Source organism: Mesorhizobium norvegicum (genome assembly GCF_004919685.1).
Taxonomy (GTDB): domain Bacteria; phylum Pseudomonadota; class Alphaproteobacteria; order Rhizobiales; family Rhizobiaceae; genus Mesorhizobium; species Mesorhizobium norvegicum.
This window is the reverse complement of sequence record NZ_SMYZ01000046.1, coordinates 18,333-31,649: the sequence shown is the minus strand read 5'-3', so window position 1 is coordinate 31,649 and position 13,317 is coordinate 18,333. Positions and strand designations below refer to the sequence as shown.

The window sequence follows — 13,317 nt, the reverse complement described above, 5'->3', positions numbered from 1 at the left end:
AAACGCCAGTGCAATCAGAAAACCCACGTCGACAACAAAGCGGTTTGATTTGACCGATCCCGTTGACGTGGGACGTAACGCAGCGACGCCGGCGATCGACGCGACGAGAAGTGCGGCGCAAGAGGCAGCGGTCCAGGAAACAGTCTGTCGGCAATCAATGTAGGGTGTAATTTGTCCAAGCTGAGTGCTGAGCGCCCAGGCGAGGGGCGGCACGACAAGGCCGGCATATCGAAGCCAACTGTTCGTCATAGCCGTGGAACCCAATAGAGACACGCATACATTGGCAACCACGTAACAACCACAAAGTTCCAGTACATTGCATTGTCGCTGACATCCCCAAAACGCCGCCCATTGTCGCCATGCCGTGAAAACATCAGGCAGGTCAGCACGAGCGTCTCGATCAGATCGGTCAGAATGTGCGTCGTATGGAGGCCGAGCATGACCCACACGATTGAGCCGTAGGCGTTTTGGTCCCACTTGATGTGCATTGCCGGAAACTCAAAGGCACGTAGGATCAGCGGCGCTATCCCAAGTAAGGACATGACGATGAGGCCGACACGAACCTTCAGCAAGTTTTGGTTGCGCGCCCAGCGGGCGAGAAAGAGGTTGGGAACAAGGCTTGCCACCAACAGAGCTGTCAGGCTCGTACCGGCGAGCAGGTCGGGCGGTGCGGCATTCAGGGGCCAGCTCGGTGCCAGGCTCATGAGGTAGAGATAAACGACGATCGAAAGCGCAAAGCCGGTGCCTTCGATGAGCATGAACGCCAGCGTTCCCCACCAGGAAACACTGGCGGGCCGAGGCCATGCGATGGAAGCTCCCCCAGGTCGAGGACGATTTTCTCTTTCATGAATCGTCCTCCGACGTGCCCTTAGGCCAGAACCAGCCAATGAGTGCGATCGCAACTGGTATCGAGCCCCAGACAACCGCCCAAGGGGTGAAGATCGACCAGATCAGCGTCGCTGTGGTGGCGAGTGCTGCCCATAGTGGCCAGATCGAATCCCCCGACGATGGTTCACGCGCTTCTGGAATCGCTTCCACGACGCTGGTAACCAGCAGCTCACGACAATCAACGCGGAGGCCCGCCGCGACGGGGAGCATGTCTGGGTTATCCGACAGCGGCTCAAGGCTGCCGACCACGGGCGTCCGGGCGAAGTTGTACGGCGGGGGCGGCGACGAGGTCGCCCATTCGAGTGTCGAGGCGCCCCAGGGGTTGGATGGCGCGGGGGCACCTGACCTGCCACTGCGTATCGCGTCGATAAAAAACAACAGGAACCCTACGGCGAGAATGATAGCGCTGAGGCTGATTAACATGTTCAGGCCGGACCACGGCATTTCCGGCTGGTAGGTATAGATGCGCCGCGGCATGCCTCGCAGGCCGAGAATGTGCATGGGAAAAAAAGTCAGGTTGAAGCCAGCAAAGATCAGGCCGAACACCCATCGGCCAAGTGTCTCACTCATCATCCGGCCCGTGAACTTTGGGAACCAGTAGTAAATCGCCCCGAGCAAGGGGAAAACCGCGCCGCCGACCAGAACATAATGAAAGTGCGCGACGACAAAATAGGTGTCGTGAACCTGCGTGTCGAACGGGACTGACGCCACCATGACGCCGGTCAGCCCGCCAATGACGAATATGACCATAAAGCCGATGACGAACAAAAATGGAGTTTTGAAGATTGGCCGACCGGCCCATATCGTCGCGAGCCAACAGAAGATCTGCAATCCCGCTGGTATGGCGATCGCCATGCTCGAGGCGGTAAAAAAGCTTTCCCCCAGCCGCGGGAGCCCGGCCACGAACATATGATGCACCCACAGTCCGAGAGCCAGGACGCCCGTGGAGATCAGAGCCATCACCATGCCCAAATAGCCGAACACGGGCCGCCGCGTGAACGTTGCGACGATCGTCGATACCATGCCGACCGCCGGCAGGAAGATGATGTAGACTTCGGGATGTCCGAAGAACCAGAACAGGTGCTGCCATAGCAGCACATCACCCCCCTCGGCCGGATTGAAGAAATGTGTTTCGACAAGCCGGTCGAGGATAAGGGCCGTGCTGGCGATCATGATTGCCGGCATGGCCAGGATGACAAGAAACGATGTAACCAGCATCGACCAGACGAACAACGGGATCCGGTCAAGCGACATTCCCGGCGCGCGTTGCTTGAAGACGGTCACTACGATCTCGACGGCGACCGCGAGCGCTGAGACTTCGGTGAAGGTGATCATCTGAGCCCAGATGTCGGCGCGCTTTCCAGCCGCATATTCGGGACCAGACAGCGGGACATAGGCGAACCACCCGACATCCGGACCGGCATCGAGCATAAAGGCGATCCACAGCAGCAAGCCGCCGGCGAGATACATCCAGTAGGAGAAGGCATTGAGGCGCGGGAAAGCGATGCTCCGCGTTCCCACCATCAAGGGCACGAGGTAGACGGCCATCGCCTGCATGACGGGCACGGCAAAAAGGAACATCATGTTCGTGCCATGGATGCTGAAAATCTGGTTGTAGCGATCGGGCCCGATAAACCGGGCTTCGGGTTGCGCCAGTTGCAGCCGCATCAGCAGGGACAGCAACCCGCCAAGTGCCAGGAAGACAACGGCCGTGGTGATGTAGCGCCGGCCGATGATCTTGTGATCGACCGTCGAAAGGGCACCCCACAGGCCTGGTGGCGTTGCCCACGTCGCCGTAAGGCGGCGGTCCAGTTCGGTAGCCTCGAGTGCCGTGTCACGGAGCTCGCTGTCATCTTCGCGCGTCATTTCAGACTCTCCATGTATGCGGAGATGTTCTGGAGTTCCACGCTGGTCAGCGGGACCATTGGCATATTGTTTCCGGGCTTGAGCGTCTGAGGATCGGCGATCCAGGCCGCGAGTGAACCGCGCGTGGTTTCGAGCAGCCCGGCCCCGATCGTTTGCCGGGCGCCAATATGTGTAAGGTCCGGTCCGGTCGTGCCGTTGGCCGGCGTGCCGCGCACCGTGTGGCAGGCGGCACAGGGTTTTGCCAGAAAAGCGGCCTGTCCCGCAGCCGCGTCCGGATCGGCTGGTACCATCGCATCGCCACGTTGCGCCGCCGCCCAGCGTTCATAGTCCACCGGCGCCTCGGCGATCACCACAATCGCCATGTGGCTATGCTGCAACCCACAGAACTCGGCACATTGGCCACGATAGACACCCGGCTTTTCAGCTCGTAACAGCAAACTGTTGGACCGACCCGGAACAAGATCCTGTTTCCCGGCGAGGCTGGGAACCCAGAACGAATGGATGACATCGGCGCTTTCAAGCCGAATGTTTACATCCTCACCGAGGGGTATGTGGATTTCGTTGGCAGTCTGAAAGCCCGGCGTTGCACCGGAACTGGCATAGAATATCTGCCACCACCATTGCTGTCCCCTCACGGTAATCGTCAGCGCGGCACTTTCCGGGCCGCCGATGCTGCGGGTGGTGTAAAAACTGGCGATTGTCAGACCGGCGATGATGACCCCGGTGGCCACGACCGCGGCAACCACGGTCATTGTCAGCCGGGCCTCGGACTTCGCGCTGTCCGCTGCCGCGCGGCGGCGCCGCAGGAGCGCTAGGCCAAGTATTACCATCACCAGAATCCAGACCGCCGTGCACGCGGCGACTGTTCCGATTATCAGATGCTCGACATGGATGGCGGGGGCGCCATGCGGATTAAGCGCCGACTGGTTGCCGCTGCAGCCCGGCGCGACGGCAATGATGACCGACAACAGTAGGGGTCGGGCGGTTCTCAAGGCGAGGGTCCCTGGTCCGCATGGACGCCTGCCGGCCCCTCGTCGAACAGGATTTTTGCCGGACCGCGATTCTCGGCCGGGCGGGTGTGTTTGTCATCATTGCGACTGGGCGCCGCCACCTTCGGCGTATAGGAGCCGATCGTCTGGACATATCCTGCAAGCTGCCAGATCTGTTCGATCGTCATCTTGTCGCGAAAGGCCGGCATGCCGTGCGGGCGGCCGTCCCGGATGGAAGCGACGATGGACACCATTTCTGGTCCGTAAAGCCACCAGCCGTCGAGGAAGCTGGGCCCGATACCGCCACGCCCGTCGGCGTGACACGCGGCACAGCCGAACCAACTATAAAGACGCTTGCCCTGGCTCAGATTATAAGCGTCGCTTTCATATACTTTGCCAAGCGCGAAATAACTCTCGGGCGGCGTTCCGCTGATGCCGTTTTGCATGAGCCGGAATCGGTCAAGATCGGACACACCGGGCGGGTCCAAGCGAAGCTCTCTTGCTTGCCGCAACCAGCCGAAGACCCCGCCGGAGCTGATAAGAAGTAGAAGGCCGGCAACCATCAACGCTGACGCCGGATTTACGTTCGCCTTCTCCGTAACGCTTTCCGTCCCCATGGGTCACTCATCTGGATGTAAGATCGATCGGCTAAGACGAACTGGCAAAAGCTTGTACGAAGGTGTCTTGGACTTCGGGTCATGGTGAGCCAACGGGAAGAGTGGGTTTGTTTCGGGAAAATAGGCCCCACAGCAGCCCTTCGGAATGTTGTAGGAAACGACCCTCAATCCCGTCACCTTGCGCACGGTAGCCTCATCGATCGCCGTAGTCAGATCGACAATTTCGCCATCGGCAAATCCCAGGCGCGCAATATCCTCTGGGTTGATGAATACAACCTGGCGCGTGCCGTTCACGCCGCGAAACCGGTCGCTGTAGCCATAGATCGTGGTGTTGAACTGATCGTTGGAGCGAAACGTCGCGAGATGAAGGACGTCGGTACTCTGCGACGTAGACAATTCCGGAAACAGCCTGTCTGGCGTGATGAAATTTGCTTTACCGCTTTGCGTCACCCATTTGCGTTCGCGCGCCGGCAACGGTCTGGCGAACCCGCCAGGCTTGAAAAGGCGCTTGTTGAAATCCTTGAAAGTCTCCGGGTACGTCCGCTCGATGGCGTCTCGAATCTCGGCATAATCGCCGACCCACGCGTCCCAGGGAACCTTCGTCTCGCCGAGCGTGGCCTTGGCAATGCCGGCAACGATAGCCGGCTCCGACAGCAGTTCCGGGCTGGCCGGCTTCGCCTTGCCGCGCGAGCCATGGAAATGGGCGATGGAACTTTCCATCGAGACCGCCTGCGGACCAGTCGCCTGCTGGTCCACCTCGATGCGGCCGAGGCAGGGCAGGAGATAGGCGATCTCACCGTGCAAGACGTGGCTGCGGTTGAGCTTGGTCGCGATCTGAACGCTCAGCCGCAGTTTGCGCCATCCTTCTTCTATGGCTCCGGTCTCCGGCACCGCTTTTAAGAAATTCCCGCCCAAGCTGATGAAGGCGCGGGATTGACCGTTCATGATGGCCCCGCACGTCTCGACCGTTGAGCGGCCCGTCCAGCGCGGCGGCTCGAACTCGTAGAGTTCGGAAAGCTTATCCAGCGGAGCCAGCCCCGGCTTTTCCGTGATGCCGACGGTCCGTTGTCCCTGGACGTTGGAATGGCCGCGGACGGCACAGATATTCGCTCCCGGCTTGCCGATGTTGCCGCGCAGCAGCGCGAGATTGCAGATCATATTGACGTTCTGGACGCCCATAAGGTGCTGCGTCAGGCCCATGCCGTATACCATCATGACCGCATCGGATTTGGCATAGGTGGCCGCAGCCTGCATCATCTGATCGCGGCCGAGCCCCGAGACGCGCTCCAGCTCATCCCACTGGTAGGCCCGTGCGGCCTGAGCAAATTCTTTGTATCCAGCGGTATGCTCCTTGATGAAATCATGATCCAGCACATGTTTCTTGTCGACCGAGGCCATCGAGGCCGCGAAAGCGACCATTGCCGCATTGCCGGGGTCTTTCGGCTTGCCGTCTTTCCCGGCCACGCGACTTTTGCCGGACGCCTTGAGGGCATCATCGGCTGCGATGAGCGCCTTGCAGACGCCGAACAAGGCCGCTATGTCGCCGCCATTGTTGACCTGATAGTATTCCGACGAAATCTTCGTTTCTTTGCCGGTCAGCATCTGGACCGGCGACTGCGGATTGACGAAGCGTTCCAGGCCGCGTTCGCGCAGTAAATTGAAGGTGACGATCTTCACCCCGCGGTCGACAGCATCCTGGAGGTCGTGCAGCAGCCGGGGCGAAGATGTCCCGACGTTCTGGGCGATGTAGAAAATACAGTCGGTATTTTCGAAGTCCGACAAAATTGCCGTGCCGACAGAGGCGCCGATACTTTCCGGAAGCGCCACCGAAGAGCTTTCGTGGCACATGTTGGAACTGTCGGGCAAATTGTTGCTGCCGTAGATGCGCGCGAACAACTGGTACATGTAGCTCGTTTCAAGAGATGCTCGGCCAGAGGTGTAGAGGTCGACCTGATGGGGATCGAGGGCGCGCAGTTCCCGGCCGATCTCACCGAACGCTTCTGACCACGTCACGGGGACATACTTGTCGCTGATCTGATCCCACCGCATAGGCTGGGTCAGACGACCCTGTTCCTCCAAGTCGTGATCCGGCCAGAGTTCCAGCTCGCTCAGCGTGTGTTTGGCGAAAAAAGCCGGATCGGCCCTTCGGGAGGTAATTTCCCAAGCGGTCGCCTTGGCGCCGTTTTCACAGAACTCGAGTGGGTGCGGCTGCGACGGTTTTGCCCAGGCGCAACTGACACACATGTAGCCTTCGGGTTTGTTCTGGGTCGAGAGCAGCCTTGTCCCTTTAAAGGGGACGTGTTCTCTGGCGATGATCGCGGTCACCGATTTCGCCGAGCCCCAGCCACCCGCCGGTCCTGCATACGGTTTGATCGTGACCGGCCTTGTCTTCGACGTCATCTTCAGCCTCATTGCGCAGAGCGAGGCCGAATGAGTCTCACTCGTCGAACCGGTGTCCTCGGTCCGCGATGTCCCGCCGGCAAGTGAAGCAACATCGAGAACGTACCCGGAGTTATCCAACGTACTGATCAGTCCGCCGAGCCCGGATACATAGAACTTGGAATCTGCCGGACGGTTCCACGGATGACGCGACTTCGTTGAGGTCGCGCCTTTGCTGACAGACGGGTCAGATATTGGATCCGTGCGACTATGAATGCAGCGGCGAAAGCGTGCCTCAGACGCCGGTATTCTCGTCGTGCGCTCAGCAGAAGGCGAATAGCGGTACCTGGCCATGGCGACTACGATTGCCTATTCAACCACGATGCCTCCCCTCCGATGGGTTATCGGACGGGCGGGACATGGTGTCCCGGTTCACGGGCATATTTGCTCCGCCGAGACGTCAAGGACGTAATCTCTGCCTCGCGCCGCGGAGTGGCTCGAACAGGCGGTCATGCCACGCGGCGACACTTGTGGAAATCGCGAATAAATTCGTTGAAGAAGCGGCCCTTCGAGAAGGCCTTCCTGAAAGCGGCATAGGTTGCTGGAGAAACGTTCTCATACTCATAGCGATTGCCGCTCGGCACAAACCAGACGGAGAGGGTCCTGGTCGTGGGATCGTAGTTGGTGTTTCGGATCACTGTCGACGGCATACTGGCACCCGATGACGCGGATTAGAACCCGCAAAGGACCCTCGAGTTCCCCTGGCCAGGCGCCTTTCGCTTGACTTGCGTCGACCTAAACCACTGTTGCGCGTAGATTGATATTCAAGAAAAGCGCGATGCAAGATTTGGCAAGGGACAGAAGCGATCGTTTGGGAGGATCAAAGGCGTGGCGGCCCGTTGGCCCTGGCCGTCGACAAGGCCGGCGCGCTGTGAACGCCGACGTTGTCGGAAACACGCTATGGCGCGTGACTTCCCCAACCAAACGCGCCTCGGGCCGAATTGTCGACGCTCTCGCGCGAATGCCGGAACCTCATGCATCTCCGCGCATTTCGTCTTCGCGGTCGCGGACAGCACGTTGTCCCCGCTATCAATCCGCCAGGGAGAAACCAGATGCAAACTTCAAGCGCGATTTCAGGATATGCAGAGCGGTTGGCAATAGAGCCGTTTGCCGGCACGGTGACAGTGCGATTTTCCGACGCAATAGTGGCTGCCACGGAACGAGCAAAAGTGCTTCGCGAAGAGGGTCACGAGCCCGTGTTCTATATCCCTTTCGAGGACATCTATTTCGATCTTTTCGAAAAGACGAGCACCACAAGCGAGAGCCCATTGAAAGGAACCGCGAGCTACTGGCGTGTCCATGCTGTGGGTGCCTCGTCCGACAACTTCATGTGGACATATGAGACGCCGGACGCGGCACCACAGGCCATTGTACGTCATGGCGCTTTCGATGCGGAAAAAGCACGCATTGACGTCGATGCTGCCGAGGATAAGCGGCACACGCCACATTTCACGGAGTAGGTTGCCCTTCCGGAGACCTCCGCATTTGGCGGCCGACGGCGATGGCGAAGTGTCGTGTCGAGGCTTGTTTTTGAAGGGCGCCATCCACCTCATCGGGCAGCGCCCTGCACCGGACCGCTCCCGCAAACGGCGGTTGAGGGCAGACCTGCAGCGCCGACGGGAGGCGCTGGAGTCTTTTTTGATGATGCGATTTTGGGAGCGACGGCAATGGATGAGCGGCACAATAGCGTTATGGAGGCCCGATGGCACCTTGCGGTGCCCGTCTCGCTCATGCTGACTGTCCTCTTGGCCGGCTTGTTCCTCACGTGAACCGGTTCCTGTTTCTCGCCGCCGACTTTCTGTCGCGTCCGCCCGGCTTTTATGTCTTGGTCGTGGCGATGGTGCTCTGCACTCTTTTGGTGCCCTTCGGTCTTACAAATGCCGTTACCTACGCACTGTCGGTTGCGGCCATTATCATCACGGGCGTTGTGCTGATCCAGGGTTATCGAGACACCGCCGCCATACACGCCAAGCTGGACGAGCTGATTATCGCGCTGGCAGAGACCCGAAACGACGTGGTGGGGCTGGAGCACGCCGACCCGCATGAGATTAAATCGAAGCTCACGCAACTCGAACAGGAGGCCCAGTCCGATCTCATGCACCCCTCTCGCACAAGTCGGGAGGAAGTCGCCGAAATTGACGCAGACAACTCCGATGGGACGTAAGGCGCCTAATCTAAGCCCTCTTTATGGCTTTGGTGCCATTTCACCAGCTTGTTCGGCCGCCGATACTTTATCAGCAGCTCGCGGGTATTGACCATTACGGCCGTGCCGGCTTGGTGGACTGACCGACGCCACGCCATATCGGCCGATGGCAAGATAATACTCGACAACTGCCAGGCTAGCAGATGGCAATGTGATGAACTGCGCCTCACCTAAACGATGTGTCAGGGCCGGAAAGTTTGCTTTCCACTACCTGAACGCCGCTCCGGTCGGAACGCTGACCATCCGCGTAAAGAGCGTGCGTAGCTCGGCTTCAAAAGGGAAATGTTCGGCTGCTGTAGGCGGTGACGCGGCTGACGGAAGGACTGCCCTCGATTCGGATCTATCGGCCTGCCAAGCAGTGGAGCAGCCGAGGCCTTCTGCAGGATGTCCATGGTTGCAGAGGCAATAAAGAAGGGCGCGGTAACCTTACGACGCCCTTCTCAAATAGGCAGGGTCTCGGTGTTTACCAGCCTTGGCGACCGTACCAGTCGTCGATATCGCGTCGAACGCGATCCTTCTCGATCCCGTAACGCTCCTGGATCTTGCCTTCGAGCTGATCGCGTTTGCCGGCGATACGGTCGAGATCATCATCGGTGAGCTTACCCCACTGTTCCTTGACCTTACCCTTCACCTGCTTCCAGTTTCCTTCAACACGGTTCCAGTCCATGACACCCTATCCTCCTTCGTTTCGGATAGAGCGAAAACGCCGTCAGCCTATGGGAGTTCCAATTTTTCCTTATGGGGCCGCATCGATGCAGGCGTTGAAAGCCGCGCCACAACAAGCAGTTTCGATCGCATGACGGCTCGCATTTTTGTCGTCATCAGCGCAACAATCCCTCGACCTCGAACGCGTCCCACCCCTGAAGGTTTGGCCTTTGACCATCTGCTTCTGGGACGCTCTTGGTACTGCGGACCTTACCTGCAACTTTCCCGCGCGCGTCAGGGGGGCCTTGCCGGCGCCGCGCCGCCTATTTCCCGAGACTTCCTGCGAATCCTCTTCTCGCCAGACGGCCGGGAGATCACGATCCAGGACGTCCTCGATGTGACGTGGATCGAACACGTGAAAGGTGACCTTCTTGGATCTGCCGCGCATCTTGACAGTGCGCGTGCCAATGCTTTGCAGCCGACCATCCTTGATCCATTTGTGGCGCTCACGCGCAGAGACGTCAGAACATCCTCTACCTCGCGTGGAAGCACGGGCAGCTCGTCGATGCCCTCCAGAGTTTTGTCACAGAGGCGGCCTGGAATTCGTCTGCCCCGCCTTCTGGCATCCTCAATGCAATGCGACCGGTCTCTGCCTTCACCTGCTTGCGCACTGTCCACGGCAGGCGAGCGCGCAATTCGCGCTGGATCCCCTTCGTACGAACGGGGACGGCCCAAGGGTCGCCGACGGTGGCAGCGGCCATTCGGCATTCAGCGAGGTGCTCATGTACCCTGCAGGATATGTATTACGCCGAAAACGCGATTACCAAGGGCCTTGCCCAAAGTGGCCAAGGCGGCGAACGATGCCAAGCCAAAGAAAGCTGCGGAGGACCATCTTGAGGAAACGAAGGTGCAGATCAAGAAGCTGGAGCAGGTGTTCAAGTCGATAGGCAAGACGGCCTCGGGCGAGAAGTGCGACGCTATCGAGGGCCTTATCAAGGAAGCCGACGGGCTGATGGAAGAAGCGTCAGGGACAGCTCTCGAGGCAGGCTTGCTGGCAGCGTGCCAGGCATTCGAGCACTACGAAATTTCCCGGTACGGGTCTCTGCGTGAATGGGCGAAAAACCTCGGGCATGACGAGGCGCACAAGCTGCTCAGCGAAATACTCGACCATGAGAAGGCGACCAACAACAAGTTGACGAACCTCGCGGTCACGTCGATCAACAAGCCAAGTTGACGACTCCCTGTGATGCGGAACTCGTCCTTGCTGGGAAGGCGACCCTCTGTTTTCGCCACTCTTGGAACGCCTTGCTGCGACCCTAGCGAAACCGCTCTTCGCCGTTGCGATTCGAGGGGCTGTGCCGCCTATGACGACGGCAGCCCACTACGCAACAGGATTTTCGCCGATGCGCGGAACCGTAGGGTCGTCTCGGAGTTCACCTAAAATAACAGGAGGAAACACCATGAACCCGATCAACACCAATGAATTCAGTCGATCCAGCCCCTCTGGCAAGGGCGATTTTCTTGATAGAACGGATGCTGATCGCGCCGCCGGCAATAGCGCCGAAGCTATCGGCAAATTGAAGACAAGTGCAGCGGAAACGGCGACGCATTTGAAGAACGCAGCAGCCTCTGTATCGACCGACGCAAAGGACTACGCTGGCACTGTCGCCGCCGACGCCGCAGGTGCGTTCAAGGAAGCGGTGGAGTCGAACAAGACCGCTGGTGCCGACGCGATCGCCAACATCGCGCACTCCGTCAAGGAGGCCGCCGACGACATCGAAAAACAATCACCACAGGTCGCCGGGATGGTGCGCAGTGCGGCTGAAGGTGTGGAGCGGATCTCGACCGACATTAGGGATCGCAACGTCGGCGAACTAATGGACTCGGTGACGAAGTTCGCGCAGCGGCAGCCGGCCGCCTTCTTCGGCGTCGGCATCCTGGCCGGCGTGATGCTAACTCGGATCATGCGAAGCTCCGACCGGTCCTGATAGAGGACTTGCGAGATGGATGATGGTGTAGATCGCCGTCCCTTCGGGACTGTCGTCAACGAAGTGCTAGGTCAATTCGCTTCCTTGATGCGCCTGGAATTACGCTTGCTCGAGGCGGAGATGCGAGGCAAGACGTCCACGATTGTCTCGTCCGGTGCCTGCGGAATCGCGGCCGCTATTTTCTTCTTGCTGGCCGCCTTCGCGATGGTCCAATTCCTGATCCTGACGATGATCCATTTTGGCGTCGGCGCGATGGTTGCCTGTTTGATCGTTGGTATCATTCTGGTCGGCGGGGGGCTGCTGTCTCTTCACCTGGCCAAGCGAGCACTGGTCGGATGGACCATCACTCCGGTGGAGACGGTAAACCAGGTTCGCAGCGATCTGGCTGCATTGAAGCAGGGGGTGCGCTATGGCTCCACTCAACGATGAAATTCGCGAGATTATGGTCCAAAGCCGAGCGGAGCGGCAGGCGCTGTTTGGGCCGGTCAGCGAAGTGAGCCGTCGCTTGCAGCCTCGGTACCTGGTCGATGTCGCGACCCACTATGCCAAGCACAAGGTCGCCGGCGTCGTAGGAGGTGTGGCGGAGACAATTAAACAAAACGGGGGCATGGCCGCGGCGGTCGCGTTGGGCGCCGTGGCAGTCTTTGACGCTGGGAGAAGGAGCAACTCGTCCGGCTCCGCGCCGGAACGCTCTTCTCTACCGGAGCTGCGCGCGTCAATTCCTGTCAGCACTGACCGGGCGGCAGTACCCGTTCCCGATTTGAATCGATCGCGCCACACCGTCACCAACCTAGCTCGTGCGAAAGCCTTTGCGGGCTCGGCCGCAGGATTGTTGATCGGCCATATGATTGGCCGGGCGTTTCAACCGACCGCGAATGAACACGAACTCTTAGGGAAAGCGGCCGGTGAAGTTCAAGACGCCGCTTCCAAATTCGTCAGCCAGCATTCGCATGGCGCAAAAGTGGCAGCCGCGCAGGCTTTCGGCTTTGCAAGATACTCTGCTGCTTTCCTGGCGGTGATGGCGACGGTCGGCGCCTATATGAACGAGCCTGGCGACGGTGGCGATCCGCCCGCCTGAGGGGTATTTTCGCCAACCGAGTACGATCAAGTCGACACGATTTCGTTGTGGTGTTGTATTCCAGGTTCGCCGCATAATCGATCTTGAACGGCAACGCGAACACCCTGCTTCACGTTTGAGATAGTTATCGTCGTCAGTCCTCTCTCGTCGGCGAGGGTACATTTGCGTTGCAGAAGGCCAACTGGTTCGCCTGCACCTCGACAAATTGGTGCGGCTTTACCCGCGGAGCTGGTTCCCTAGCGCTTGACAGCACCAAATCCGAGAGCCGGCGCCGGCGTTGGAACAAGATCGGATTCAATTGGTTCTTAAGTTTGCAGCTTCCCTCAGCTGCTAGCCGGCGCAAGTGCCGGTTGGGTCCGCGTCTGGCGACAGGGCGCGGCTTGGGCTACCGTGCACAAGGGCGATGGCGGCGGCAAGAAGGAAGGCGGATCTGGGCGCGGAAAGCACACCGGCAACCCAGCTGCCCACAAAGGGGCGAGCTTGGCGGAAAGGCCTCAGCATCAAGGTCCGAGGCCAGCAAATCCGCTTCGGGCAAGAAGGCGGCCGCCACCAGGAAGCGGAACGCAGGACACGCTGGCCACTAGCGCCCGGCAACAAAAGCCCT

At 59.4% G+C, this 13,317-nt stretch carries 11 protein-coding genes and 4 pseudogenes; 7 read left to right on the top strand and 8 right to left on the bottom strand.

Annotated features, from left to right (window positions below; all coding sequences use genetic code 11):
• Positions 1–245 precede the first annotated feature (245 nt).
• The 6 genes and pseudogenes from FCU66_RS19455 to FCU66_RS19430 all read right to left on the bottom strand — a co-directional run bounded on the left by FCU66_RS19455 (position 246) and on the right by FCU66_RS19430 (position 7,449).
• Positions 246–847, bottom strand: a pseudogene (locus FCU66_RS19455) (cytochrome c oxidase subunit 3).
• The gene (gene ctaD, locus FCU66_RS19450) at positions 844–2,754 is read right to left on the bottom strand and encodes a cytochrome c oxidase subunit I (protein WP_136620831.1); all 1,911 of its coding nucleotides are present in this window, start codon (positions 2,752–2,754) and stop codon (positions 844–846) included. The pseudogene FCU66_RS19455 and the gene ctaD overlap by 4 nt, the downstream one beginning before the upstream one ends.
• Positions 2,751–3,722: a cytochrome c oxidase subunit II gene (coxB, locus tag FCU66_RS19445; protein ID WP_425462858.1), complete on the bottom strand. Its 972-nt coding sequence runs from the start codon at positions 3,720–3,722 to the stop codon at positions 2,751–2,753. Before coxB ends, ctaD begins: the two co-directional genes overlap by 4 nt.
• A 20-nt stretch (positions 3,723–3,742) precedes the next feature.
• Positions 3,743–4,306, bottom strand: a complete 564-nt coding sequence (locus FCU66_RS19440; RefSeq protein ID WP_136620854.1) for a c-type cytochrome — start codon at positions 4,304–4,306, stop codon at positions 3,743–3,745.
• Positions 4,307–4,363: 57 nt separating this feature from the next.
• Positions 4,364–6,760, bottom strand: coding sequence for an FdhF/YdeP family oxidoreductase (locus tag FCU66_RS19435; RefSeq protein WP_136620833.1), 2,397 nt, complete (start codon positions 6,758–6,760; stop codon positions 4,364–4,366).
• A 488-nt stretch (positions 6,761–7,248) separates the two neighbouring features.
• The gene (locus FCU66_RS19430) at positions 7,249–7,449 is read right to left on the bottom strand and encodes a KTSC domain-containing protein (RefSeq protein ID WP_136620834.1); all 201 of its coding nucleotides are present in this window, start codon (positions 7,447–7,449) and stop codon (positions 7,249–7,251) included.
• Positions 7,450–7,851: 402 nt separating this feature from the next.
• Here FCU66_RS19430 and FCU66_RS19425 point away from each other — a divergent pair, with 402 nt between their 5' ends.
• Together FCU66_RS19425 and FCU66_RS19420 are read left to right on the top strand one after the other, a co-directional pair.
• Positions 7,852–8,259, top strand: coding sequence for a DUF427 domain-containing protein (locus FCU66_RS19425; protein WP_136620835.1), 408 nt, complete (start codon positions 7,852–7,854; stop codon positions 8,257–8,259).
• A 305-nt stretch (positions 8,260–8,564) separates the two neighbouring features.
• Positions 8,565–8,963: a low affinity iron permease family protein gene (locus FCU66_RS19420; RefSeq protein WP_136620836.1), complete on the top strand. Its 399-nt coding sequence runs from the start codon at positions 8,565–8,567 to the stop codon at positions 8,961–8,963.
• 502 nt (positions 8,964–9,465) lie between these two features.
• On the opposite strand, the gene FCU66_RS19415 is transcribed toward FCU66_RS19420, so the two are convergent.
• Together FCU66_RS19415 and FCU66_RS41980 are read right to left on the bottom strand one after the other, a co-directional pair.
• Positions 9,466–9,669, bottom strand: coding sequence for a CsbD family protein (locus tag FCU66_RS19415; protein ID WP_042640013.1), 204 nt, complete (start codon positions 9,667–9,669; stop codon positions 9,466–9,468).
• A 154-nt stretch (positions 9,670–9,823) separates the two neighbouring features.
• Positions 9,824–10,431: pseudogene (locus FCU66_RS41980) on the bottom strand (hypothetical protein).
• 14 nt (positions 10,432–10,445) lie between these two features.
• Between FCU66_RS41980 and FCU66_RS19405 the strand changes: the two are divergent.
• The 5 genes and pseudogenes from FCU66_RS19405 to FCU66_RS41975 all read left to right on the top strand — a co-directional run.
• Positions 10,446–10,881, top strand: a pseudogene (locus tag FCU66_RS19405) (YciE/YciF ferroxidase family protein).
• A 226-nt stretch (positions 10,882–11,107) separates the two neighbouring features.
• Positions 11,108–11,635: a hypothetical protein gene (locus tag FCU66_RS19400; protein WP_246093955.1), complete on the top strand. Its 528-nt coding sequence runs from the start codon at positions 11,108–11,110 to the stop codon at positions 11,633–11,635.
• A gap of 15 nt (positions 11,636–11,650) precedes the next feature.
• The gene (locus FCU66_RS19395) at positions 11,651–12,064 is read left to right on the top strand and encodes a phage holin family protein (protein ID WP_136620837.1); all 414 of its coding nucleotides are present in this window, start codon (positions 11,651–11,653) and stop codon (positions 12,062–12,064) included.
• Entirely contained in the window at positions 12,045–12,713 is a 669-nt protein-coding gene (locus FCU66_RS19390; RefSeq protein ID WP_136620838.1) for a hypothetical protein, read from the top strand. The genes FCU66_RS19395 and FCU66_RS19390 overlap by 20 nt, the downstream gene beginning before the upstream one ends.
• A 378-nt stretch (positions 12,714–13,091) precedes the next feature.
• A pseudogene (locus FCU66_RS41975) lies at positions 13,092–13,297 on the top strand (plasmid stabilization protein); the annotation flags it as partial.
• Between the last annotated feature and the right edge of the window lie 20 nt (positions 13,298–13,317).